At 68.5% G+C, this 24,732-nt stretch carries 23 protein-coding genes; 11 read left to right on the forward strand and 12 right to left on the reverse strand.

From position 1 onward, the window contains the following. Window positions 1–185: 185 nt before the first annotated feature. From M0R89_RS08185 to M0R89_RS08205, 5 genes are all read left to right on the forward strand, one after another. Window positions 186–1,259, forward strand: coding sequence for a C40 family peptidase (locus M0R89_RS08185; protein WP_248652061.1), 1,074 nt, complete (start codon window positions 186–188; stop codon window positions 1,257–1,259). A gap of 75 nt (window positions 1,260–1,334) precedes the next feature. Further along, window positions 1,335–2,378 carry an N-acetyltransferase DgcN family protein gene (locus tag M0R89_RS08190; protein ID WP_248652062.1) on the forward strand — a complete coding sequence of 348 codons (1,044 nt, stop codon included), beginning with the start codon at window positions 1,335–1,337 and terminating at the stop codon, window positions 2,376–2,378. Between the two features lie 17 nt (window positions 2,379–2,395). Then, window positions 2,396–3,454, forward strand: a complete 1,059-nt coding sequence (locus M0R89_RS08195) for a dipeptide epimerase (protein WP_368408866.1) — start codon at window positions 2,396–2,398, stop codon at window positions 3,452–3,454. A gap of 54 nt (window positions 3,455–3,508) precedes the next feature. Continuing rightward, window positions 3,509–4,243, forward strand: coding sequence for a helix-turn-helix domain-containing protein (locus tag M0R89_RS08200; RefSeq protein WP_248652064.1), 735 nt, complete (start codon window positions 3,509–3,511; stop codon window positions 4,241–4,243). After that, window positions 4,240–6,237: a S9 family peptidase gene (locus M0R89_RS08205; protein WP_248652065.1), complete on the forward strand. Its 1,998-nt coding sequence runs from the start codon at window positions 4,240–4,242 to the stop codon at window positions 6,235–6,237. Before M0R89_RS08200 ends, M0R89_RS08205 begins: the two co-directional genes overlap by 4 nt. Before the next feature lie 236 nt (window positions 6,238–6,473). On the opposite strand, the gene dacB is transcribed toward M0R89_RS08205, so the two are convergent. From dacB to lysA, 8 genes are all read right to left on the reverse strand, one after another. After that, a complete protein-coding gene (gene dacB / locus M0R89_RS08210) occupies window positions 6,474–7,829 on the reverse strand; it encodes a D-alanyl-D-alanine carboxypeptidase/D-alanyl-D-alanine endopeptidase (RefSeq protein WP_248652066.1) in 1,356 nt (451 codons plus the stop codon). Next, window positions 7,826–9,211, reverse strand: coding sequence for an ABC transporter ATP-binding protein (locus M0R89_RS08215; protein ID WP_248652067.1), 1,386 nt, complete (start codon window positions 9,209–9,211; stop codon window positions 7,826–7,828). The genes dacB and M0R89_RS08215 overlap by 4 nt, the downstream gene beginning before the upstream one ends. Beyond that, window positions 9,208–10,266: an ABC transporter ATP-binding protein gene (locus M0R89_RS08220; RefSeq protein ID WP_248652068.1), complete on the reverse strand. Its 1,059-nt coding sequence runs from the start codon at window positions 10,264–10,266 to the stop codon at window positions 9,208–9,210. Before M0R89_RS08220 ends, M0R89_RS08215 begins: the two co-directional genes overlap by 4 nt. Continuing rightward, complete coding sequence (locus tag M0R89_RS08225) at window positions 10,266–11,315, reverse strand: ABC transporter permease (protein WP_248652069.1); 1,050 nt, start codon at window positions 11,313–11,315, stop codon at window positions 10,266–10,268. Before M0R89_RS08225 ends, M0R89_RS08220 begins: the two co-directional genes overlap by 1 nt. Window position 11,316: 1 nt before the next feature. Next, window positions 11,317–12,267, reverse strand: coding sequence for an ABC transporter permease (locus M0R89_RS08230; protein WP_248652070.1), 951 nt, complete (start codon window positions 12,265–12,267; stop codon window positions 11,317–11,319). An 82-nt stretch (window positions 12,268–12,349) separates the two neighbouring features. Beyond that, on the reverse strand, window positions 12,350–14,074 hold the full coding sequence (locus M0R89_RS08235) for an ABC transporter substrate-binding protein (RefSeq protein ID WP_248652071.1): 1,725 nt from the start codon (window positions 14,072–14,074) through the stop codon (window positions 12,350–12,352). A gap of 78 nt (window positions 14,075–14,152) precedes the next feature. Further along, window positions 14,153–14,629: a DUF7974 family protein gene (locus M0R89_RS08240; protein WP_248652072.1), complete on the reverse strand. Its 477-nt coding sequence runs from the start codon at window positions 14,627–14,629 to the stop codon at window positions 14,153–14,155. A gap of 26 nt (window positions 14,630–14,655) precedes the next feature. Continuing rightward, the gene (lysA, locus tag M0R89_RS08245) at window positions 14,656–15,951 is read right to left on the reverse strand and encodes a diaminopimelate decarboxylase (protein ID WP_248652073.1); all 1,296 of its coding nucleotides are present in this window, start codon (window positions 15,949–15,951) and stop codon (window positions 14,656–14,658) included. Between the two features lie 128 nt (window positions 15,952–16,079). Between lysA and M0R89_RS08250 the strand changes: the two genes are divergently transcribed. The 3 genes from M0R89_RS08250 to M0R89_RS08260 all read left to right on the forward strand — a co-directional run bounded on the left by M0R89_RS08250 (window position 16,080) and on the right by M0R89_RS08260 (window position 19,778). After that, window positions 16,080–17,162 (forward strand): M42 family metallopeptidase, encoded by a 1,083-nt coding sequence (locus M0R89_RS08250; RefSeq protein ID WP_248652074.1) that lies wholly within the window; start codon window positions 16,080–16,082, stop codon window positions 17,160–17,162. Continuing rightward, on the forward strand, window positions 17,159–18,058 hold the full coding sequence (locus tag M0R89_RS08255; protein WP_248652075.1) for a serine hydrolase: 900 nt from the start codon (window positions 17,159–17,161) through the stop codon (window positions 18,056–18,058). Before M0R89_RS08250 ends, M0R89_RS08255 begins: the two co-directional genes overlap by 4 nt. 211 nt (window positions 18,059–18,269) lie before the next feature. Beyond that, window positions 18,270–19,778, forward strand: coding sequence for an MATE family efflux transporter (locus M0R89_RS08260; RefSeq protein ID WP_248652076.1), 1,509 nt, complete (start codon window positions 18,270–18,272; stop codon window positions 19,776–19,778). An 11-nt stretch (window positions 19,779–19,789) separates the two neighbouring features. Here M0R89_RS08260 and M0R89_RS08265 read toward each other — a convergent pair whose 3' ends face one another. Together M0R89_RS08265 and M0R89_RS08270 are read right to left on the reverse strand one after the other, a co-directional pair. Continuing rightward, entirely contained in the window at window positions 19,790–20,764 is a 975-nt protein-coding gene (locus M0R89_RS08265) for an ornithine cyclodeaminase family protein (protein WP_248652077.1), read from the reverse strand. A 77-nt stretch (window positions 20,765–20,841) separates the two neighbouring features. Next, a complete protein-coding gene (locus M0R89_RS08270; protein ID WP_248652078.1) occupies window positions 20,842–21,159 on the reverse strand; it encodes a DUF5789 family protein in 318 nt (105 codons plus the stop codon). Window positions 21,160–21,338: 179 nt separating this feature from the next. Here M0R89_RS08270 and M0R89_RS08275 point away from each other — a divergent pair, with 179 nt between their 5' ends. Further along, window positions 21,339–22,076: a creatininase family protein gene (locus tag M0R89_RS08275; RefSeq protein WP_248652079.1), complete on the forward strand. Its 738-nt coding sequence runs from the start codon at window positions 21,339–21,341 to the stop codon at window positions 22,074–22,076. Window positions 22,077–22,101: 25 nt separating this feature from the next. On the opposite strand, the gene M0R89_RS08280 is transcribed toward M0R89_RS08275, so the two are convergent. Further along, window positions 22,102–22,620: a DUF5790 family protein gene (locus M0R89_RS08280; RefSeq protein ID WP_248652080.1), complete on the reverse strand. Its 519-nt coding sequence runs from the start codon at window positions 22,618–22,620 to the stop codon at window positions 22,102–22,104. Window positions 22,621–22,814: 194 nt separating this feature from the next. On the opposite strand from M0R89_RS08280, the gene M0R89_RS08285 reads away from it, so the two are divergent. Next, window positions 22,815–23,219: a CBS domain-containing protein gene (locus tag M0R89_RS08285; protein WP_248652081.1), complete on the forward strand. Its 405-nt coding sequence runs from the start codon at window positions 22,815–22,817 to the stop codon at window positions 23,217–23,219. Between the two features lie 400 nt (window positions 23,220–23,619). Here M0R89_RS08285 and M0R89_RS08290 read toward each other — a convergent pair whose 3' ends face one another. Next, window positions 23,620–23,970, reverse strand: coding sequence for a dihydroneopterin aldolase family protein (locus M0R89_RS08290; protein ID WP_248652082.1), 351 nt, complete (start codon window positions 23,968–23,970; stop codon window positions 23,620–23,622). Window positions 23,971–24,064: 94 nt separating this feature from the next. On the opposite strand from M0R89_RS08290, the gene M0R89_RS08295 reads away from it, so the two are divergent. After that, window positions 24,065–24,673, forward strand: coding sequence for a translation initiation factor IF-2 subunit beta (locus M0R89_RS08295; RefSeq protein ID WP_248652083.1), 609 nt, complete (start codon window positions 24,065–24,067; stop codon window positions 24,671–24,673). The last annotated feature ends 59 nt before the right edge of the window (window positions 24,674–24,732 follow it).

Raw genomic sequence — 24,732 nt, forward strand, 5'->3', positions numbered from 1 at the left:
TCCGCTTCGTCGCATCTCGTTCATTCCCTCTCGTCTCTTCCTTCGCCCCGCACGTTTCTCCCCTTCTCGTCCCGTGCGTTCTCCCGAACTAACCGGTGAGCGCCCCGAACGGGACGCTCGGTTCGGCGTCTCGCCGATTTCCGGAGGCGATACTTCTTACTCGTCCGCCTGAGACAGTCTAACAGATGACCGCGACAGTTCGACTCCGCCGCGCGCTCGACAAGTGCGAGACCGAGCGGGCACCCGACCCCCGCACGACGGTCTTCGACGTGACTCCCGAGGAAACCGCCGGTGCGGTCCTGCTCTCGGGAACCGTCCTGACCGCCGACCTCCGAGCGCGAGCGGTCGAGGCCGTCGAGTCGGTCGCCGACGCTCCGGTCGCGGCGACCGACGTGACCGTCCTCGCCGACGAGGCCCGCCAGCGAACCGCCACCGCGCCGGTCGCGCCGGTCCGCGGGGAACCGAACGAGGACGCCGAGCAGGTGACGCAGGTCCTCTACGGCGCGGCCGTCGAGGCGTTCGACGCCGACGGCGAGTGGCGGCGGGTGCGAACCCCGGACGGCTACGTCGCGTGGGTCGAAGACGACGCGCTCGGCCCGGCCGTCGAGGCGTTCGACGCCGACGCGGTGGTGTCGGTCGGGGCCGTTCGCGGCGAGGGCGTCGGGGACCGCGCCGGCGGCCCCGAACCGGTGTACGCGGGCACCGAGTGCGAACTCCTCGGCGACGGCGCGACCGGAGGTTCGGACGCTCACGACCCCGGGTCCGGGAAGTCGGATTCCTCGTCTGCGGATTCCGACGCGCGAGTCCGGGTCCGGTTCCCGACCGGCGCGGAGCGAACCCTGCCCGCCGACGCGGTGGCCCGGACTCCGGACGAACCCACCCGCGAGGGCGTGGTCGCGGCGGCGCGGCGCTATCTCGGAACCGAGTACGTCTGGGGCGGGACGACCGTCGAGGGCATCGACTGCTCGGGACTGACGCGGATGGCCTACCACCAGAACGGCGTCTCGCTCCCCCGAGACGCCGACCTCCAGCGTCGGATGGGCGAGGCGGTCGCCCGCGAGACGGTCGCGCCCAACGAACTCGCGCCGGCCGACCTGCTCTTTTTCCCCGGCCACGTCGCGCTGAGTCTCGGCGGGGCTGAGTTCGTCCACGCTTACGGCGACGCCGACGAAGTCGTCGTGGACAGTCTCGACCCGGACGCCGAGAACTACAACGCGGCGCTCGACGAGGACTTCGAGTTAGCGACGCGACTGCTCTGAAAACTGTCAGAGGGGAGCGGCGACCCATACATGCGTGGGGGTCCAATTTTACCGTTCCGTACGTCACAGCAACGCATGGATTTACGGAGTGCGTTCGACCCGCCGGTTCCCACCATCGTCCTCGCGGAGGGCGAGTTCGGCCGACCGGGCGGCAAGACCGCGAACGGCGTCGTCAGCCACAGCGAACTGTTCGAGGCCCGGGCGGTCGTGGACTCGACCCACGCGGGCCGCGACGTGGACGAGGTTCTCGACCACCCCGGACGCTCGGACGTGCCCGTCGTCGCGTCGGTCGAGGAGGCCCTGACGGTCGCACCCGAGGCCGAGGCGCTGGTCGTCGGCGTCGCGCCCGCGGGCGGCGAACTCCCGGAGGAGTGGAAGGCCGACATCCGGGACGCCATCCGGGCGGGGTGCGACGTGGTGTCGGGCCTCCACGTCTTCCTCGGCGAGCAAGACGAGTGGCGGGGACTGGCCGACGAGGCGGGCGTCCGGTTGTTCGACGTGCGGAAACCGCCCGCCGAAGACGAGTTGCGGGTCGGCGACGGCCGGGTGGACGACCTCGACGCGACGGTGGTCCTCACGCTCGGCACCGATTGCGCGGTCGGCAAGCGCACGACTACCTTCGAACTCTATCGGGCGGCCCGAGAGGCGGGACTCGACGCGGGGTGGGTCGCGACGGGCCAGACCGGCATCATGGTCGGCGCTCACCGCGGCGTCGTCGTCGACCGCGTACCCGCCGACTTCACCGCTGGCGCGGTCGAGGACTCCGTCTGCGGAGTCGCCGAGGACCACGACATCGTCTTCGTCGAGGGGCAGGCCGCGCTCTCCCACCGCGCGTACTCGGGCGTCACGCTCTCGCTCCTCCACGGCGCGTGGCCCGACGCGGTGGTGCTGGCTCACGACCCGGACCGCGAGCGCCGGACCCACTTCGAGCGGTTCTCGGTCGGCCTCCCCGAGGCCGAAATCGACCTGATAGAGTCGCTCTCGGACGCGGAGGTCGCGGCGGTCTCGACGTGGGGCGACCCGGCCGACGACGACTTCGGCCGACCCGCGGCGAACGTCTATCACGAGGGCGGCCCGGCGCGACTCTTGGACGCGGTCCGGGAGGCGACCGACTCGTGACCGGGGAGGCGTCCGAAATCCCGGTCGCCGAACTCCGTGTCGAACCGCTGACGCTCGCGCTGGAAGCGCCCTTCGAAATCGCGCTCGGCACGCGCCGCGAGGCCCGGAACGTGCTGGTGGAAGTCGAGACCGAGGACGGCGTCGTCGGTTACGGCGAGGGGTCGCCGCTCCCGCCCGTGACCGGCGAGACGCAGGACGCCGCGGTCGCGGTCGCGCGCGAGGCCGCGGACCTGCTCGTAGGCCGGGACCTCGCGGAGTATCGGGCCGTCTGCGCCGACCTCCGGGCGGCGTTCCCGGGCGCGAACTCGGCGCTGTTCGCGCTCGAAACCGCGGTGCTGGACGCCTACGCGAGGAGTCGCGGACTGGCGCTCTCGGAACTGTTCGGCGGGCCGCCCGAGACCGTCGAGACCGACCTCACGATTCCCATCGTCGGGAGCGACGAGGCCCGCGAGCGCGCCGCGAGCGCCGCGGGAGCGGGCTTCTCGCACCTCAAAATCAAGGCGGGCGACGGGGTGTCGGCCGCGGTCGAGCGCGTCGCCGCCGCCCGTGAGGGCGCTCCCGAGGCGGCGCTCAAGGTGGACGCGAATCAGGGCTGGTCGTCGAAGGAGACGCTCCGATTCCTCCGGAGACTGCGGGAGCGCGGGGTGGAACTCGCGCTGCTGGAACAGCCGGTACACCGCGACGACCTCGCGGGACTGGCCCGGGTCCGGGACCGCGCGAGGGCGCCGGTCGCGGCCGACGAGGCGGTGTTCTCGCCCGAGGACGCGCTGGCGGTCGTCCGGGCCGACGCCGCCGACGTGATAAACGTGAAGTTGGGCAAGTCGGGACCGGTCGCGGCGGGCGAAATCGCGGCCGTCGCGGACGCCGCGAACCTCGACCTCATGGTCGGGTGCATGCTCGAGAGCGCGCTCGGCATCCGCGCGAGCGCCCACGTCGTCGCCGGTCTCGGGTCGTTCGACTACGTGGACCTCGACGGCAACCGACTGCTCGCCGAGGACGTGGCGGCGTCCGAGGCGGGTCCCGATATCGAAATCGCCGGACCGGGCCACGGCGTCGTCCCCGAGCGAGACAGGTGAATTCCCCGACACGAACGCAACACTAATTACGATTGTACTGTGTCATCATAACCCGTGAGTGTGACACGCATTCCCGACGCCGACGGCGGCGTCTCCTACAAGCAGGTCGAACTCGACCTCTGGCACCCCAACTGCTGGACGCTGGAGGTGACCGACGACTTCCCGAACACCCACCTCATCGAGAAGTCGCTCTACCCCGCCGACGACCAAATCAAGGGCGACTTCCTCCTCGTCTCCGAGGGCGAGACCGACATCGAAACGTTCGTCGAGGCCATCGACGACCACCCGGTCGTCGACGAGGTGGCGGTCCTCAAGCAGTCGGGCGAGCGCGCCCGGGTCGTGGTCAACTACGACCGGGCCAACAGCATCGTCCCCGACATCGTGAACTCCGAGTTCATGCCGGTGGAACCGGTCCACATCACCGGCGGCACCGAACACTGGACCGTTCTGGTCCGGGCCGACCGACTCGGCGACGTGGTCGAAGCGATGCAGGCCGAGTACGACGTGGACGTGAACTCGATTCGGGAGGCCGACCCGAGGGAGAGCGTCGAGTTCGCCGACTTCGTGGACCAAGTCGAGGACCGCCTCTCGGAGCGCCAGACCGAGAGTCTGCTCAGCGCCCGGCGCATCGGCTACTACAACTGGCCCCGCGACGTGTCGGCCGACGCCGTGGCCGACTGTCTCGACGTGAGCAAGCCGACCGTCCTCGAACACCTCCGGAAGGGCGAACAGAAGGTGCTGAACCTCTGTATCGACGAACTCGAACGCCGGAAGGGCCGCAAGCGATGACGGAGGGGTCGAGGCTCTCGGTCGCCGACGTTCTCGACGTGAACTACCCGAGCGCGCCCGAGTGGTCGGCCGACGGCGACTTCCTCGCGACGCTGGTCTACGAGGACGACGGAAACGCCCTCCGAATCGCCGACGCCGACGCGCCGCGCGAGGCGTGGCGCGTCTCGCCCGGCGAGGGCCACGTCGCGGGGTTCGAGTGGGCGCCCGAGGCCCGACCGACCGAGTTCGTCGCGACCACCGACGCGGGCGAGACGTTCCGCGGCGACGCCGCCGACCGGTCGCTCAGCCTCGTCGCCCGGTCGCCAGAGGGCGAGTCTCACCACGAGTGGTCGCCCGACGGCGACCGGGTGGCGTTCTACCGCGACGGACGCCTCTGGGTCCGGGACGCTGATTCGGCGGTAGAGCGACGCCTCGACGTGCCCGGACGCGACGCGTTCCTCCCGAGCGAGCGTCCGATAGTGTGGGACGGAGCGGGCGACCGCCTCGCGTTCTCGTTCACCGACCGCGAGTCGCGACAGGTCGGGGTCGCGGCGGTCGAATCGGGTGACCTCCGGTGGCGGACCGACGCGCCCGCGTCGAGCGCGAACCCGGCGTGGCTCGCGGACGGCCGGGTCGTCTTCGAGCGCATCGCGGACGAGCGGACCGTCCGGTCGGTGGTGGCCGCCGACCCCGAGTCGGGCGACCGGTCCGAGTTGGTCCGCGAGGAGGACGAGCGCGGCACCGTCTCGTCGGGCGCGCCGACCGTCTCGCCCGACGGCGCTCGACTCGCGATGGCGCTCCCGCTCGACGGGTGGGAACACGTCCACGTCGTGGACTGCGCGACCGGCGAGCGCCGCCAGTTGACCGCCGGCGCGTTCGAGGACAAGGGACTCGCCGGGTCGTCGCCTCAGTGGGTGGACGACGAGACGCTGGCGTTCGCGTCGAACCGCCGGGACCTCGGCGAGCGCCAGATTTTCGCGGTCGATACCGGGACCGAGGCGGTCCGTCCGCTGGTCGAGTCTCAGGGTACGAACGTCTACCCCCGGCCCTCGCCCGCGGGCGACCGAGTCGCGTACGTCCACGCCGACGCCGGCGTCTCGCCCGAAGTTCGGGTGCGGTCGCTCGGCGACGAGGCGAGCGACCCGGTGCGAGTCACCCGTTCCGCCGTCGAGGACTGGCCGACGGACCCGCTCGCGCCCGAGGCGGTCAGTTTCGAGAGCGCCGACGGGCGGGAGATTCGGGGCTACCTGTTCGACCCGCGCGAGACCGACGCGGTGGCCGACGACGCGACGGACCTGCCGGGCGTGGTCTGGGTCCACGGCGGGCCGATGCGCCAGATGCGCGACGGGTGGCACCCCTCGCGGTCGTACGGACTGGCCTACGCGTTCCACCAGTACCTCGCCCGGCGAGGGTACGTCGGCCTGCTGGTCAACTACCGGGGCGGCATCGGGTACGGCCGGGAGTTCCGCCAGTCGCTGACCGAGGGCTACGGCCGCGACGAGATGGCCGACGTGGTCGCGGGCGGGGAGTTCCTCCGGGACAGGCCCTCCGCGTCGGACGCCGTCGGCGTCTGGGGCCTCTCGTACGGCGGGTACGCCGCGCTCCAGATTCTCGGCACACACCCGACGGCGTTCGACGTGGGCGTCAACCTCGCTGGACTGGCCGACCTCGAACTCTACGAGGAGTGGGCCATCGAGACGAAGTTTCCCGCCGTCGAGTCCTCGCAGGCGCTCACGTTCGGCGGGAACCCGTGGGAGGCCGACGACGAGTGGGCCGCCGCGAGTCCGAAGACCCACTTCGGGAACTACGAGGCACCGCTCTACAACTTCCACGGCACGGGCGACTCCTACGTCAACTTCGAGCAGTTGGACGTGGTTATCGAGGGGATGCTCGAACACGGCAACGAGTACGAGGCCGAGTACTACCCCGGCGAGAACCACGTCTTCGCCGAGCGTGCGACGTGGGAGCGCACCTTCGACAAAATCGAGTCGGCCTTCGACGAGCATCTGAAGTGACCGGTCGTCGGAGACTACAAATATACGGGCGTTTCTAAGACACCTTCACCATTGTCAAAGAAATACGTAGCGCCTTTTTCGTAACGCGACGGCCGACTCACCCCGCGAACGCTCGACAGAGAACCCGCCGTGAGTGGATGAAGGGGCCGCCCGCTCGCGGGCCTTCGGAGGCGTCCTTCACTGCGTCTTCCGTGATAGCCTCCAGAAAAACCCACTCGAACGCTACGAATCTCGACTCACTTCAGAAGTCCACGGACGAACTCGTCCTGCCGTCGCCGCGCCTCGTCCGCTTCGACCGTCAGGCCGCCGTAGACGGCCGAGAAGAACACGTCCGACTCTTCCTCCCGACGAACCACGCCCGAGAGCGCGCTCGTCCCCGTCACGGTCCCGGTCTTGGCGCGCAGGCCGTCCACGCCGTCCAAGCGCGACGAGAGGGTTCCCTCGCCCGGCGCGGGGAGCGAGTCGAAGAAGGCGTCGGCCCACGGCGCGTCGTCGGCCCGCGCCAGAAGGCCGACCATCCCCCGCGCGGTGACGAGGTTGTAGCGCGACAGCCCAGACCCGTCGCGGAGTCGGCAGGCGACCGCGCCGCAGTCTCCGAGGAAGTCGGTCGCGAGCGACTCCCACCGCTCCCACGACCCCTCGCCGTCGCGTTCGGCGGCGACGGTTCGGGCGAGTTGCTCGGCGACGAAGTTGTCCGAGGGGACGTTCATCGCCCGGAGCAGGTCGGCGACCGGCGCGGACTCGACCGCGCGGGAGAACGCCTCGCGCGCCGGAGTTTCGCCCGACTCCGCGGCGCGAACCTCGCCCTCGACTGTCACGCCCGCCGCTTCGAGCGCGTCCCGAAAGACGAGTCCGCAGTGTCGCTCGGGCCGGACGACCGGCGCGCGCTCGGTCCGGTCGGCCCCGGCGGGGAGCGACCCCTCGACGCGAACCGCGCCGGTGTCGGGGTCGGTGAAGACCTCGAACGCGGCGTCGTCGCCCTCGGCCGCGCCGAGGTCGGTCTCGACAGCGATTTCCGGCGAGTCGGGCGCGACCGAGACCCGGAACTCGCCGGACTCGTCGGGGTCGGAGGCCCGGACCTCGACGGTGTTGCCCGAGAGCGCGAGCGCCGAACTCGGCGCGCCGTAGGCGTGCCGCCGGTCGCCGACCGTCCACCCCGGTGCGTAGCGCCCGCCCGCGAACCGACTCCCGTCGAGCAGGAGGTCACCGGCGACCGCACTCGCTTCCTCGGCGACCGCTTCGGCGAGGTCGGTCAGGTCCTCGCGAGTGAGGTCGGGCGCGCCCGACCCGCGGAGGACGAGGTCGCCGTCGAGTCGGTCGTCGCGGACGCTTCCCCGGCCCGCGACGCGCGTCTCGAAGGTGTACGCCGGTCCCAACTCGTCGAGCGCCAGCGCCGCGGTGACGAGTTTGGTGTTCGACGCCGGGGTGAGCGCCCGGTCGGGGTCTGCGCTCGCGAGGACTTCGCCGCGGATGTCTCCGCTCGCGGGGTCGTCGCCGTCCGCAGTGACGACCTCGCCACCGTCTCGCGCCGCGGCCAGCACCCCGACGCTCGCGCCGTCGATTCCGGCGAGCGGCGCGGTCGGGTCGCTCACCACTCGAACGCCTCGCTGGCCTCGGCGTCGAGGTGGCAGGCCGACCGGTGGTTCTCGCCGACGGATTCGAGCGGCGGCACCTGCGACTCGCAGACCGACTCGTGGGGCGCGAGCGCACCGAGCGCGTCGTCCCACTCGCGGCGGGCGACGGCGTCGGCGGCGTCCCGAACTGCGCGCTCGGCGTCGGGCGGAATCTCGCTGAGGCGGTCGAAGTACGCCGCGACGAGGTCGTCGGGCGAGCGGCCGGGGTCGAGGTCCCGCGCCTCCACGTCGTCGCGGAACGCCGCGAACTCGGCGTACCCCTCGTCGGTGAACCCTTCGGGGACTATGAACGCCGGACAGCGCGTGTGGAACTTACACCCGGAGGGCGGGTTCGTCGGACTCGGCACGTCGCCCGCCAGTTCGGCGACGACCCCCGACGAGTCGGGGTCGGGGTTCGGCACCGCGTCGAGCAGCGAACGGGTGTACGGGTGGTGGGGTTCGGTGAACAGTCGCTCGGTCGGGCCGGTCTCCACGAAGTCGCCGACGTACATCACCGACACGCGGTCGGCCATGTTCCGGATGACCCCGAGGTCGTGGGTGATGAACAGGTAGGTCAGGCCGAACTTCTCCTGCAGGTCGTCCATCAGGCTGAGAATCTGGGCCTGCACGGACATGTCGAGTCCGCTGACCGGTTCGTCGGCGATGACGAGGTCGGGGTTGATGCTGAGCGCCCGCGCGAGGTTGACGCGCTGGCGCTGGCCGCCCGAGAACTCGTGGGGGTAGCGACCGTAGTAGTCGCCCTCCAGTCCGACCTGTTCGAGCAGTTCGACCGCGCGGTCCTTCCGGTCGGCCTTCGACCACCCCGCGGCCTCCAGCGGGTCGGCGATGATTTCGCCGACCTTCCGGCGCGGGTTCAGACTGCTCATCGGGTCCTGAAACACCATCTGGACGTTCTCGCGGAACCACCGCTCGTCCTCGCTGTCGAAGTTCGTCACGTCCCGGCCGTCGAACCGGATGGTCCCGTCGGTCGGTTCTTCGAGGCCGACGACGGTCCGGGCGAGCGTGGACTTGCCGCATCCCGACTCGCCGACGACGCCCAGCGTCTCGCCGGGGTAGAGTTCGAAGTCCACGCCGTCGACGGCCTTCACGCTCGAATCGTCGAACCCGAACGGGAGGCCGCCGCGGTCGGACCTGAACAGGTTGACGAACGCATCCCGCGGGGAACCGCTGAACTGACGGAGCGTCTCCTGCTCGCGGAACTGGCGGAAAACTTCCCCATCGCGGTCGAGTTTGATGGAGTCGAGGAACCCCGAGTTGACCGGGAAGTGAGTCTTCAGTCCCTCGACGCTCAGGAGCGGTTGGTCGGCGTCCTTCCGGCGGCGCTCGACGGTCGAACTCATCGTTCACCTCCGAGTCCGCCGTCGGTCCGTCCTCGTCTGCCCGCTCCGCCGGTCCCGCCCGTCTCGTGGAGCCTCGGGTCGCCGTCGCCGCCCTCGCCGTAGAGCAGACACGACACCTCGTGGTCCGGGCCGACCTCGTAGCTCCCGGGTTCGACCTCGGCGCAGTCCTCGAACGCGGCCGGACACCGGGTCCGGTAGCGACACCCCGACGGCGGGTCGATGGCGCTCGGCATCGACCCCTCGATGGGGTCTAACTCCTCGGTCCGCCGGTCGGCCGTCACCGTCGAGCGGAGCAGCGCCTGCGTGTAGGGATGCTTGGGGTTGCGGTACAACTCCTCGTAGGGCGCGTTCTCGGCGACTTCGCCGAGGTACATCACGGACACCCGGTCGCACACCTCGCGGACGACCCCGAGGTCGTGGGTCACGTATATCATGCTCGTGTCGTACTCCGTCTGGATGTCGTTGAACAGGTCGAGAATCTGGGCCTGAATCGTCACGTCGAGCGCCGTCGTGGGTTCGTCGGCGATGATGAGGTCGGGTTCGCACGACAGCGCCATCGCGATGATGGCGCGCTGTTGCATCCCGCCCGAGAACTCGTGGGGGTACTGGTCGGCCCGTTCGGCCGGGTCGGGGATGCCCACGTCGTCGAGCAGTTCGACGGTTCGGTCCCACGCCTCCGCCTCGGTCACGTCGCGGTGGTGTTCGATGATTTCCGAAATCTGGCTCCCGACGGTGAAGACGGGGTTGAGCGCCGACATGGGGTCCTGGAAGATGAACGAAATCTCCTCGCCCCGGACCTGATTGCGGAGTTCGGTCTCCGAGTAGTCGAGCAGTTCTTCGCCCTTGAACCGAATCGACCCGTCCACGATGTGGCCGGGCGGCCGGACGAGGCCGAGCAGACTCTGGACGGCGACCGACTTGCCCGCGCCGCTCTCGCCGACCAGTCCGAGCGTCTCGCCCCGCTCGATTTCGAAGCTGATGCCGTCGACCGCCTGCACGATGCCCTCCTCGGTGTAGAAGTACGTCGTCAGGTCCTCGACTTCGAGCAGCGCCATCAGTCGTCACCTCCGCCCTGCGGGTCGGGACCCGGACCGGCGTCGGTCGGGTCGCCGTTCGGAGTCGGGTGGGCCGGGGCGTCGGGTTCGGTGGTCCCCGGCATCGGCAGGTCGTCCTCGTCGTAAGGCTGGCGGAGCGTCGTCTTGGGGTCCATCGCGTCGCGCAGGCCGTCGCCGAGCATGTTGAACCCCATCACGGTCAGGAATATCATCAGGCCGGGGAAGACGGCGACCCACGGCGCGATTATCATGGCCTGCTGTGCGTCGTTCAGCATTCGGCCCCACGACGCGGTCGGCGGTTGGACGCCGAACCCGAGGAACGACAGCGCGGCCGCGCCGATGATGACGCTGCCCATCGAGAGGGTCGCCTGCACCAGCACCGCGGCGAAGCCGTTCGGCACGATTTCCCGGAGCAGAATCTTGTGGGTCGGCAGGCCCGCCGCGCGGGCCGCGTCGACGTACTCCTCCTCGCGTATCGACAGCACCTCCGAGCGCATCACCCGGGCGTACGCCGGGATGCCGATGATGCCGTAGGCCAGAAACAGATTGTAGATGCTCGCGCCGAAGATGGCCATGAAGGTCATCGCCAGCACGAGGCCCGGAATCGAGTACAGCACTTCCACGAGGCGCATCAGCACGTCGTCGGTGTAGCCCCCGCTGTAGGCCGCGAACGACCCGACGAGAACGCCGCCGACGAACGAGATGCCGACCGCGACGACGCCGATGGCGAGCGCGATGCGGCTCCCGTAGATGATGCGGGCCAGCACGTCGCGGCCGAACTGGTCGGTGCCCATCGGGTGTTCGAGCGACGGCGGCGCGTAGGCGTTTATCTGGTCCATCGCGTGGGGGTCGGCGACCAGCGTCGTGATGAGCGCCTTGTCGAGCAGGAGCTTGTCGACGGTCGAGAGTATCGCCAGCACGACGAGCGTCCCGACGATGAAACCGCCCGCGAGCGCGGTCGGACTGTGCCGGAGTTCCTTGAGTGTCGATACGACGCCGCTCTCGGTCTCGAAGTCCGCACTGGAGACGGTGGTACTTGACGAACTCATGTTAATCGTACCTGATTCGGGGGTCGATGTAGGCGTACGCGAGGTCGGTCAACAGCACGCCGGTCAGGAACAGGATGGCGAAGAAGATGTTCAGTCCGATGATGACGCCATAGTCCTGATTCAGCAGGGCGTTGTAACCGAGTCGCCCCATGCCGGGGATGGCGAAGATGGACTCCACGATGACGCTCCCGTCGAGCAGGAACGACAGTTGGAGGCCGATGATGGTGACGAGGGGCAACAGCGCGTTCCGGAAAGCGTGCCGGAGCAGGATGGTCCGCTCGGGCAACCCGTAGGCCCGCGCCGTCTCGACGTAGTCCTTCGACAGTTCCTCGACCATGCTGGACCGTGTCATCCGCATCAGGGTCGCGGTCTGGGCCGTGGCGAGCGTGATGATGGGTAGCACGAGGTGCTTGGCCGCGGCTATCGGGTCCTCGAAGGGCGAGACGTACCCGGACGCCGGGAGCATCTTGAACTCGAGGGCGAACACGAAGATGAGCATCAGGCCGAGCCAGAAGTTCGGCGTCGAGAGGCCCGCGAGGCCGACGAACCGCGAGACGTGGTCGCCCATCTGGTTGTGCTTGGCGGCCGAGTAGACGCCCAACAGCAGGGCCGTCGGGAGCGCGATGACGTACGACAGGCCCATCAGTATGACCGTCGGTCCCATTCGCTCGAGCATGAGGCCGGTCACGGGCCGCTTTCGCATGAACGACTCGCCGAGGTCGAAGTGGAGGAGTCGCCAGAGGTAATCGAGGTACTGCTTCCAGAGCGGTTGGTCGAAGCCGTACCGCCGTATCAGTTCGTCCGCGAGGGCCTGACTCGGATTCAGGCCGAGGTATATCCGAACGGGGTTGCCCGGCAGGGCGTGGACCATCACGAACGTGAGGGTGAACACGCCCAGCAGGACCGGGATTATCTGGAGTATCCGTCGAATCGTGTATCTGTATAGGCTCATCTTTGGCGTAGCGTCCGACGTGAGCGACTCATTGTCATTTGGTAACTATAATCGTACTGGATGCGGAACCGGGAGGGGACCGCTACTTCTGGAGGTAGGCGTTCGACCACTCGTTACAGAGCGGCTGCTGGGCGAACGCGCTCGGTTCGTAGTCCTTCACGTCCTTGCTCCACCCGGTGACGGCCTGCTCCGAGAACACCGGGATGTGGGGGTACAGCGACTGCCACGTCTCGGCGGCGTCGATGTAGAGTTTCTTGCGCTCGGCCCTGTCGGTCGTCCGCCGGGCGTCCCGAATCTTCTTGTCCACCTGTTTGAGTTGGTCGCTGTCCTGGGACTTGTAGAGGTACCCGGCCGAGGCGTTGCCGACCACGCCGTCGCTCAGGCCGCCCTCGTCGTTGCGCATGTCGCGGAACAGGTAGTAGTAGAACCCGTCGGGGTCCTGTCCGCCCGACCAGCCGTAGATGTTCACGTCGAACTCGCCGGAGTCGAGTTCGTTGAGCCACTGGCCGATGGTGACCTCGCGGACCTCCGACTTGATGCCGACCTTCTTCAACTCGTTCTGGAGGATGATGGCCATGTTCTTGAACTTCGAACTGGCCAGCGACGAGATTTTGAGCGTCTTGTCCATCCCGCCGCCGTAGCCCGCCTCCTTCAGGAGCTGTTTGGCCTTCTGGTGGTCCTTGGCCGGGTAGTACTTCTCCTTCCACTCCTGCCACGGGAACTCCCACGACTTGTTGACCTCGGTGGGCATGAACCCGTACGCGCGCTTGCCGAGTTGGCCCTTCGTGGACTTCAGCATCTTGTCGTAGTCGACGAGGTACTGCATCGCCTCCCGGACTTTCACGTCGTCGAACGGCTTGCGCATCGAGTTGAAGATTAGGCCGTTGTAGTCGAACTGCGAGATGCGCTTCATGTTGATGCTCGACTCCGACTTGGCCTTCCCGATGAGGTTCTTGGGCACGGTGGCCTGGTGAACGCCGCCGGAGGCCAGTTCCACGAACTGGACCTGCGGCTTGGGGATGACTCGCTTCTTTATCTTCCCGAGGTTCGGCTTCTTCAGGAAGTAGTCGGCGTTGCGCGTCAGGTCGATGTGCGACGACGAGACGTGCTTCTCGAACGCGAACGGCCCGGTGCCGACCGGCTTCTGGCCGAACTTCTTCGGGCCCTGCTTCTCGGCGACGCTCTTGGGGACGATGCCCGCGTTCATCCCCGACAGCACGAGTTGGAACAGCGCGAACGGGTACTTCAGGTTGAACGTCGCCTCGTACTTGCCCGACGCCTCGACGCTGTCCACGAAGTTGAGGTTCGCCCTGTTCGGCGACTTGTTCTCGGGGTCGAGCGTCCAGTTGATCGAGTAGGCCACGTCCTCGGCCGTGAGTTCGTCGCCGTTGTGGAACTTGACGCCCTCCTTGAGCGGGATGACGAACGTCGTCTCGTCCTGCTGTTTCGGCTGCTCGCTGGCGAGGTGGGGAACGAACTTCTTCCCGTCGGGACTCGGGAGGTAGAGCGTGTCGAAGATGTAGTGGAGGAAGCTGTTCACCCACGCGAGTTCGTTCATCCGCGGGTCGAGCGTGGTGGCGTCCTCGGCCGTCGTCCCGATGAACGTGCCGCCGCCCTGCACGTTCTGTTGCTGTTCCTCGGTCGTTTCGCCGCCGCCCATCGACTCCGTGGTCGTGCCACCGCCGCCGGTGGTCGTGCCTTGGCCGTCGTTGTTGCCGCCGGCACAGCCGGCGAGCATGCTACCACCCAACAGACCCGAAGTCGCCAGGAAGCGACGCCGGTCGAATTTCGTGTGTTCGTCGGTCATGATTATTAAGTACGGTCGGCTCGAACCGTGATAACGAATAGCAAGTCGAACGGGAGTAAATAAGTGAGCCCTATTATACTAGTGCTCAGCCGATACTTCCACCGAAAGTTCGTCGTACGCTCCCCGCGCCCGCCAGTCCGGAACGGCGAGATAGCCCGTGAAATCGACTCTTCCGGGGTACGCGACCCACCGGTCGCCGTCGTCGCCCCGGCGTCGAATCCGACCGTCCCACGTCGCCTCGAACGTCCGTCGCTCGCCGCCGCTCAAGACGGTCGCCCGGGTCGCCTCGGGGGGTTCGAGGCCGCGCTCGTCGGCCTCCGGCACGTCGTCGACCCGCCAGCCCCAGACCCGACTGGTCGGGTGCGTGACCCGAACCGCCACCGGGAGTCGATTTTTGACCGCGACCACGAACCGCGCCGGTTCGCCGACCGTCACGGTGTCGGGTCCGCGGACCGCGACCGAGAGCGCGCGAACCGCGAGCGACTGGGGGACGAGTCCGGCGAACCGCCCGGTGCTACCGCCGTCGCCGTCGTCGGAGACTGAAAACTGCCGCATTCGTCCGGAGGGTCGGACCGGGCCGACTAATTTGTTCGCCCCGCCGACGCCTCCTCGTCGGTCAGGTCGCCGGGGATGCGGTCGTTGCCCAGCACGTCCTCGCAGGTCTCGCGCGCTCGAATCGTCTCGACGTCGCCCGACTCCCGGACCAGCGCGACCGGGGGTTTCGGTTCGGCGTTGGTGTGACTCGCGCTCCCGAGCGAGTAGGCTCCGATGCGGTCCACCGCCAGCACGTCGCCGCGGTCGAGTTCCGGGAGGTTCACGTCCTCCTGAATCACGTCGCCGGTGTAGCAGAGCGGCCCCGCGACGTGGTACTTCTGGGACGCATTGGCCTCCGAGAGCGCGTAAATCGGGTAGGGCCAGTACGAAGAGACCGCGTTCGTCCCGGCGTCCAGCACCGCGAACGAGGCGTGGGGCGTCTCCTTCACGACGCCGACCTCGGCCAGCAGGGTGCCGGCGTTACCCACGAGACGGCGGCCGGGTTCGACGCAGAGGGTCGGTTCCGAGAGGTCGCGGTCGGCCGCCGCGCTCCGCACGGCGTCGGCCATGCTCGCCACGATGGTCTCGGTGTCGGGCACCTCCTCGTCGTAGGGGACCGGGAACCCGCCGCCGAGGTCCAGCACCTCGATTTCGACGCCGGTCGCGTCGCGCACGTCGGCCGCGAACGAGAGCATCTCGCGGGCCGCGACCTCGTAGGGTTCGACGCCCCGAATCTGGCTCCCGACGTGCAACTGGACCCCGACGAGTTCGACGCCGTCGGCCGCGACCGCCTCCTCGGCGACCGACAGCGCCCGGCCCGACTCGATGTCGAGACCGAACTTGCTCTCGCGGGTGGCGGTCGCCACCTCGGGGTGGGTCGGCACCTCCATCGCCGGGTTCCCGCGAATCAGCACCTCGGCCTCGGTGTCGGTCCGGGCGGTCGCCTCCCGAATCTTCGCCAGTTCCTGTTCGTTGTCCACGAGGAACCGCTCGACGCCGAGGTCGAGCGCGCGTTCCACGTCCTCGACGGGTCGGTTCATCCCGGTCAACAGCACGTCCTCGGCGTCGAATCCGGCGGCCTGCGTGGCCGAGAGTTCGCACCGGGCGTAGGCCTCGGCGTGACAGCCTTCGTCGCGCAGGACCGACAGCACGCCGAGGTTGTAGTTGGCCTTGACCGCGAAGTGAATGGTGGAGTCGGGGTAGTGGTCGTTGAGCGCCGCCCGGACCGCTCGGTAGTTGCGCCGCAGGTCTTCCTCGAAGAAGGCGTACACCGGGGTGTCGAACGCCTCGAACAGCGCGTCCCGGTGGTCGAGCAGTCGGGCTTTGCGTGCCGCTAAGTCCATACACGGTGGAGGGAAAACGACGACAAAAGCTATCGACCTAGCATGCGGGGGTGGAAATCGAGGCGAACCCGGAGGCGGTTCGCCGGGGGACCGAGAAGTTATCAGGCCGGACTGTGAGAACTCTGCGCATGGTCGAACGCTCCGTCCGCTTCGAGGACCTCGAAACACTCGTCGCGGCGCGCGGCCCGCCGGGGGGCGAGTACCCCGTCGCGGACGCCTTCGCCGAACTGGTCGAACCGCACGTCGACTCGGTGACCCACGACGAGATGGGCAACGTAATCGCAACGAGCGAGGGGTCGGACCCCGACGCGCCCGAAATCGCGCTCGCGGCCCACACCGACGAACTCGCCGTTCTCGTCGACGACGTGACCGACGACGGCTTTCTGGAGTACCGGATGCTCGGGGGCCACTACAAGGGGAACTTCCCCGGCCAGCGCGTCCGGGTCGGTCCGGACGGCGTCCTCGGCGTCGTCGGCCCGAAGTCCCGACACTACATGTCCGGCGACGAGAAGGAGTCGCTGGCCGAGGACCTCGTCGTGGACGTGGGCGCGAGCAGTCGCGCCGAGGTCGAGGCGCTGAACGTCGAACCCGGCGACCACGCGACGTGGGACCGCGAGGTGGCCGAACTCGCCGGAGACCGCGTCACGGGCCGGGCGCTCGACGACCGCCTCGCGCTCGCGGTGCTTCTGGGCGCGGCGCGCGCCGCCGACACCGACGCCACGGTCCACTACGTCGCCACGGTGCAGGAGGAGGTCGGTCTCCGGGGCGCGCGGGCGACCGGGTTCTCGATAGACCCCGACGTGGCGGTCGCGGTCGAGATATTCCCGGCCGACGACTACCCCGCGGGCGGCGACGACGGACCGGGGGTCGCGCTCGGCGAGGGCCCCGTGGTGGAGTTCGGCGACGGCACCTCCGAGTACATGTTCGGCGGCGTGCTGGTCGACCGACAGACCCGCTCGTGGCTCGAAACCGCCGGAGAGTCGGCCGACGCGTCGCTCCAGCACGCCGTGATGGTCGGGGGAACCACCGACGCCACCGAGTTCCAGCAGGTCCGGGGCGGGCGACACGCGGGGGCCATCGCGGTCCCGTGTCGCTACACGCACTCGCCGGTCGAGACGGTGTCGCTCGCGGACGCCCACGAGACGGTCGCCGTCCTCTCCGAGGCCCTCGAAACGCCGTTCCCGTCCCGCGACGAGGTCCGGTGGGGATGAGGCCAGACCCGCCCGCCGTCGAGACGCGCGCCGAACTCGCCGAGTACGTCGAGTCCTACGCCGACCGCCTCGACGGCCGACTCGGCGTCTTCCTCGGGTTCCCCCGCGGCCCGGACGAGTTCGACGCGGTGGTTCGGCGGAACGCCGAGACCGCGTTCGCCGCGGCGAGCACCGTCAAACTCCCCGTCCTCTACGCGCTCTACGACGAGTACGACGGCCGCCTCGACGACCTCGACCGGACCCGCGAAATCGCATCCGAGAACCGGGTCGCGGGGAGCGGTCTCTACCACCTGCTCTCGGCGACCGACCCGTCGGTCGAGGACCTCGCTCGCGCGATGATAGCGGTCAGCGACAACGCCGCGACGAACGAACTCATCAACCTCCTCGGGACTGACCGAATCGAGGCCGCGGCGGCCGACCTCGGGATGGAGCGGACCCGCCTGCGCCGGAAGATGATGGCGACGCTCGGCGACAACGACCTCGAACCGACCCGCGACTGGCCGGCGGACGAACCCGCGAACGCCACCTCGCCGGCCGACTGCGCGCGCTTCTTCGCCGACGTGGTCCACCGGGCGACCCTCTCGGCGGCGGCCTACGACCGGTTGCTGGTTCCGCTCCGCGAGCAGAAGCACACGATGCTGTTCCCGCGCTACCTCCCGATGGACGTCTCTCTGACGCACAAGACCGGCCGACTCCCGACCGCCGCGCTCGACGCCGGGTACGTCGAACCGCCGACCGAATCCGACGCGTCGGATTCGGCCCTTCCCGACCCCGACGACCCGCCGCTCGTCTTCGCGGTGTTCGCCGACGGACTCGACACCGGGACCGACGGGGCCGACGCCATCGCAGAAATTGGGGACGCGGCGTTCTCGTGGCTGTCGAGTCGCTCGGCGTGAGGTCTCGCGTCTTCGAACACGCCGCACGGTACGTGTCGTTACACAGTCCGCGTCGTTACACTGTGCGTATCGTTACCGTTTATCGGTAACTCACTTGTAAGAAGCCGCGAGTAGGAAGCGTACGACGGCCTCTCCCGCGACGGACCGAGCGCGGGACGAACCGACAACCGACCCGCAACCTACAAAAACACCCCCTTCGTTTCGAAACACCATGGACCGCGCAGTCGACGACAGTATCACCGAGGGAGGCCTCCTCGGCCCGATGTTCAAGCTCGCGTGGCCCATCGTCGTCATCCAGCTGTTGCAGGTGACGTACAACATCGCCGACACGTTCTGGCTCGGACGGCTGTCGGCGGACGCGGTGGGCGCGCTGAGCCTCGCGTTCCCCCTCATCTTCCTGCTCATCTCCATCGCCGGCGGGTTCACCACCGCGGGGTCGATTCTCGTCGCCCAGTACACCGGTGCCGACAGCGAGGGGTCGGCCGGCGAGGTGGCGGGCCAAATCGTCTCGTTCGTCACCCTGTTGGCGCTCGCGCTGAGCGTCCTCGGCTACTTCGCCACCGAACCGATGCTCGGGGCGCTCCCGAGTCAGGCCCAGACGACCGACCAGATCGTCCCGTTGGCCAGACAGTACATGGAGGTGTTCTTCCTCGGTCTCCCCTTCCTGTTCGGCTTCTTCGTGTTCACGTCGCTGATGCGCGGGTACGGCGACACGCGGACGCCGATGCGCGTGATGTTCGTCTCGGTCGCGCTCAACGTCGTGTTGGACCCGCTGCTCATCTTCGGCTACGGTCCGTTTCCCGCGATGGAGATAGAGGGCGCGGCGCTCGCGACCATCCTCTCGCGGGGCGTCGCCAGCGTGCTCGGCTTCTACGTCCTCTTCGTCGCGAAGGCCGGGCCGGACGTGGAGGTCGCCGACCTCGTTCCCGACCTCGGATACATCTGGGACATCGTGCGCATCGGCGTCCCCTCGACCGTCGAACAGTCGATGAGCGCGCTGGCGATGATAACCCTGACCGCGATGGTCGTCCAGTTCGCGCCGCCCGTGGTCTCGGCCTACGGTCTGGGCAACCGACTCGCGTCGCTGGTCTTCCTGCCCGCGATGGGACTGGGCCGGGCGACCAACACGATGGTCGGCCAGAACCTCGGCGCGGGCAAGGCCGACCGGGCCGAGCGCGCGGTCTGGATAGCCGCCAAGGCGGGCGCGGCCGTGATGTTCGTGGTCGCGGTCGTCGCGGCGCTCGTCCCGGAACCCATCGTTTCGGTGTTCCTCGCGACCGGGAGCGAGGCCGCCCGCGCCACGGTCCGCCACGGGTCGACCTACCTCCGGATTCGCTCGGTCGAGTTCGTCTTCATGGCGGTCCTGCAGGTCATGCTCGGGGCCTACCGCGGCGCTGGCAACACCAAGACCGCGATGGCGTTCTCGATGGTCGCGCTCTGGGTCGGCCGCGTGCCGACGGTGTACTACCTCGCGTTCGTCGCGGGCATCGGCGCGACCGGCATCTGGGTCGGGATGGCGCTCGGGAGCATCCTCGGCGCTATCGCGGCCACGCTCTGGTTCACCCGGGGGACGTGGAAGGAGACGGTCATCGACGAGGACGAGGCGGTCGCGGACGGCGAGGAGACCGCCGAGCGCCCAGAAACGCCGGAGACGCCCGGCGCACCGGCCGCGGAGTCACCCGACCTGTCGGAGGCCTCGGGCCCGTCCGAGGGCAAGTAGCCGACCGCGGCTTACAGCGGAACTTCGGTCCCGATTCCCTGCCGCTCGGACTCCTCGAAGACGTGTTCGGCCGCCGCCGCGTCTAACACCGCGGACCCGACGCTCTCGACCACCAGAATCTCGTCCTCGGTCTCCCGCCCGGCGCGTTTCTCGAAGACCTCCGAGAGCGGAATCAGGTCGTCCTCCGCGAGGTTCGCCTCCAGCGCATCGCCGATTTCGGCGACCTCCTCGGGCACGTCGGCGAAGACTCGGGCCGCGCGCTCGAACACCGCGGGGGCCAGTTCCTGCGTCTCGGCGGTGTAGGCTCCGACCGCGACCACCAGCGCGCCGGGGTCGAGCGCGTCGGCCGGGAACACCGGTTCGGTCGCTGTCGTGGCCGTGACGACCACGTTCGCGCCGGCGACCGCGTCCGCGGGCGAGTCGGCCGCTTCCGCCGGCACGTCGAGTTCCTCGCGGAGGTCCGCGGCGCACTCCTCCTTCGAGTCGCTCGGCGAGTAGACGCGCACCGATTCGAGGTCGGTCGCGGCCGCGACCGCTCGGGCCTGCCAGCGCGCCTGCGTGCCCGCGCCGACCAGCGCGAGCGTGACCGGGCCGATTGCGAGTTCGTCCGCCGCGAGACCGCCGATGCACCCCGTGCGGGCGTTGGTGATTCCGTTCCCCGCGAGGTATCCGGTCGGACGCCCGGTGTCGGCCTCGGTCAGCGCGATTTGAGCGTTGACGGTCGGGAGACCCCGCTCGGCGTTGCCCTCGTGGACGCCGACGAGTTTGGTCGCGTAGAAGCGCGCGCCGTGGAGGTACGCCGGCATGACGAGGCCGGTTCCGGCGGGGTCGGGACCGTCGAGGCCCGCGCCGACCGGAAAGTGCGGGCGGTCGGGGCGCTCTACCTCCCCGCGGCCCTGCTTTCGGAAGGCCTCGCGGACGACCGGCAGGAGGCCGGTGAGGCCGAGGCAGTCGGCGGTTTCGGCGTCGGAGAGAACTCTGACCATACCCGGCGGTTCGGCGTCCGAGGCGTTAGGCGTTCTCCCCGCCGGAGCGGTCGACGCGCGAGGAGACCGACGCTCGCTCAGAACGATTCGTCGGTGTTCTCGCCCTCGGTGTTACCGGCGCCCCGGTCGGAGTAGCCCTGCCGGCCCACCGCGTCGGCGCTGACCCGGTTGAGGATGGCCTGTTCGACCTCGTCGGCCGACTCGAATGTCTCGTCGCCGCCGGTGACCATGACCTCCCGAAAGCTCTCCTCGCCGTCCGAGAGGCCGATTTCGTAGTCGCCGAACTGCTCCATCAGTTCGTCGGCGTCCATCGGGTAGTCGGCGTCCCGAAGGTCGTCTTTCAGGTCGCCGAGTTCGAGACCCATCTCGCGGCTGTCGTCGCCAGATTCGCTCATGGCGGGGCTACGCTACGAACTCGAATAAGGCGTACGGCCCTGCCGGCGGGTCGCCGCCGTCCCACGGGCGTCCTCGCCGTTCCACAGGCCTCCCAACCGTCCCACGGTCATCCCGAATCCCCCGGACCGCACGGGCCGGAATCCCCCGGCTACAAGACCACACGCGCCGACCCACCGACATGGACCTCTTCGACTCGACGTGGACCGACGCCGATTCGGCCGCGACCGACCTCGCGCTCCTGCCGGTCGGGAGCGTCGAACAGCACGGTCCCCACGCGCCGCTCGGAACCGACGTGCTGACCGCGGAGGCGGTCGCGGAGGCGGGCGCGGCGGCCTACGACGGCGAGGTGGTCGTCGCGCCCGCGATTCCGGTCGGCGTCGCCGAGGAACACCGCCAGTTCACCGGCACGCTGTGGGTCAGCGAGGACACCTTCCGGAGCTACGTCCGCGAGACCGTCGCCAGCCTCGCGCACCACGGCTGGGACCGGGTGGTACTCGTGAACGGCCACGGCGGCAACGTGGGTGCGCTCCGAGAGGTCGCCGCGACCATCGTCCGCCACGACTCGGCCTACGCGGTCCCGTTCACGTGGTTCGAGGCGGTCGGCGACCACGCCGACGAGATGGGTCACGGCGGGCCGCTGGAGACCGCGATGCTCCGACACGTCGCGCCAGACCTCGTGCGCGAAGAGCGCGTCGAGCAAGCCCGCGAGGGGGCCAGCGACGGCTGGGGCGAGTGGGTCAGCTACGCGAATCTGGCGGTCGATTCGGCGGAGTTCACGGAGAACGGCGTCGTCGGCGACCCCGCTGCGGGACCGGAAGCGCGCGGCGAGGAACTGCTGGAACTGGCGGGCGAGGCGCTGGTGTCGCTGTTGGAAGCGGTCGAGTCGAGGAACGTGACGCTACCGCCGCACAAGTAGGCGGGCGGACGAGGCGGGAACGCGGTCAGTCCGCGGCCTCGACTTCCTCGGCGTCTTCGTCGTCCGCTTCCGCCGCCTCGGACTCCTCTTCGGCGTCCGTCTCGTCGGATTCGTCGTCGGCCGTCTCCTCCTCCTCCTCGGCGTCTTCGTCGGCGGTCTGGAGGCTCTCGAGAGTGTTCTTCAGGCCGGGAATCGTGCTTGTGAGGTCGCCGACCTGCGCTTTGGCGTCCTCGATGTCCTCGATGGCCTCACCGACGCGCTCGATTTCGGCTTCGAGGTCGTCGGCGTCCTCGAAGGCGTCGGCGCGTTCGCCCATGGTGTACCACTTCTTGGCGTCTCGGAGATGGTCGGCGGCGTCGCCGGTGTCGAGCGCCGACCGGAGCGCGTTGAGCGCGCCAAGCGTGTTGTCGGCCTCGACGTTCCAGATTTCGTCGGTGTCGGGGAGCGCGTCGCCCGCCTGTTCGAGACTGGCCTCCACGTCCTCGCGGACCTCGTTGGCCGCCTCGCCGAACAACTCGTCCTCGTCGAGTGTCGATTGGCTCATACGTTACCATTCGCCGCGATTCCTTTTAAAACCACGCCCGAAACCGAAAGTGAAATCCCGCTACTCCCCGGGGGTCCCCCGCGCCGAACCGAAAGCGACGACCCGAAACGTCGGTCGGGTCGGTCCGACCGTCGATGGTTCTCTCGACCCCCGCCGACCGAATATTTATCAGCGGTCGGAAGAAATGTAACCGTATGGAAGATATTTTCGTCGGACGACTCATGTCGTCGCCGGTCGAAACCGTCTCGCCGGACACCCCCGCTCACGTCGCCGCCGAGACGATGCTCGACGAGGGCATCGGGTCGGTCATCGTCACCGGCGACGACGGCCAGTTGCGGGGCATCCTCACCGCCACCGACTTCGTCCACGTCGCGGCCGAACAGCGGTGGGCCACCGACGCGACGGTCGAGACGTACATGACGACCGACGTGACGACGACCGACGCGAACGCGGAGGTCCGAGACATCGCGGACCTGATGATAACCGAAGGGTTCCACCACGTCCCGGTCGTGGACGAGTCGGAGGGCGTCGTCGGCATCATCACGACCACCGACATCACGGCCTACATGTCCAACGTCCAGACGCCGAGTCCGGCGTAAGCGGGCGAGTTTGCAGTCTCGGCGTTTCTTTTTCGAGACCGCTGGCCAGCCACTGCGTCGCGCGAATTTTCGCTCTGGGCCGCGAATCGACACTGACTACGCCGTTCCTCGAATCTTCACCGACCACAGGGATGCGCCGCGCGCTCGGCCGCGCTCGCGGTTCTGCGCGGCCGAGCGCGCAGGCGGGGAGGGTCGGGGCGCGGTCTGCGGTGCCGTGCGGTCTGACTGGAGTCGGCGATAGGTCGTTGTGCGTCCGCGATTGTGGTGCTAAGCGGTCGTGGTTGCAATGCCGAACGGCCGCGCTCGTAGTGCTGGACGGTTGCGAGTCCGGCGCGATTCGACGGTAAGAAACCAAAATACGGTTGAAAAGTGGCTACACAATTCTGAAGGCAACACAAACCTATCTAACTGATTCGACTTTCATCAGCGGGTAGCCGTCTTCCATCTCCATTCGGGTGACGACCTCGCATCCCTCTCGGTCCACGACGATTTCGACCTCCATGAACCGCCCCGTCAGTTCCGTGTACTCGTGGTCCATCTCCGCGGCCAACTTCTCGGTCAGGATGTCGACGGTCACGGACTCGCAAAACGGCTGGTTCTCGATTGACTCCTCGATGGCGGTTTCGAGGCTCGGTGCGGAGTCTGGACTCACCGGCGTCCCGGCGAACTGGTGGTAGAGCGCGCCGAACTTGATGCCCGCCTCGAAGCAGGCCGCCTCGCCGTCGGTCGGGTCCGAATCGTTTCGGGTCACGCTCGGGGGTGACGGAGTCCGGCGGGAAAGGTCGATTGGTCCGTGCGCCGGCCCAACACAGAATACCTATCTGTGTCCGACACCTCCCGTACCCATGGACTACGCATCTAACCTCGACCGCGCGATGGACGCGACGCCCGACTTCGAGGGCCAGAGCGAGCGATTCAGTTACCCCGACGCCGACGCGCAGAAGGACGGCGCGTTCACCCGACTCACGAACCTGAGCGACATCGCCGACGCGCTCAGCCGTGACGTCGAGCACATCCACAGCGCGCTCCAGCGCGAACTGGGGACTAACGGGAAACTCGAAGACGGCCGCGCGCGCTACAACGGGACCTTCTCGGGGTCGGACTTCGACGCCGCCCTCGAAAGCTACGTGCAGGAGTTCGTCCTCTGCTCGGAGTGTGGCCTGCCGGACACCCGCCTCGTCCGCGAGAACCGCAACCTGATGCTTCGCTGTGACGCCTGTGGTGCGTTCCGACCCGTCACCAAGCGCTCGACTTCGACCCAGAACCAGAACCGCGACGCGGTCGAAGAGGGAAGCACCTACGAGGTCAAGATTACCGGAACCGGCCGCAAGGGCGACGGCGTCGCCGAGAAGGGCAAGTACACCATCTTCGTGCCCGGCGCTCAGGAGGGCGACGTGGTCCAGATTTACATCAAGAACATCAGCGGCAATCTGGCGTTCGCGCGACTGGCCTGACGCTTCCCGCGACTCTACCGCTGTTTTCTACTGCCGTTCCTACTCTACTCGTCTCGTCC

Origin of the sequence: Halorussus limi, assembly GCF_023238205.1 — an archaeon.
Lineage (GTDB): Archaea > Halobacteriota > Halobacteria > Halobacteriales > Haladaptataceae > Halorussus > Halorussus limi.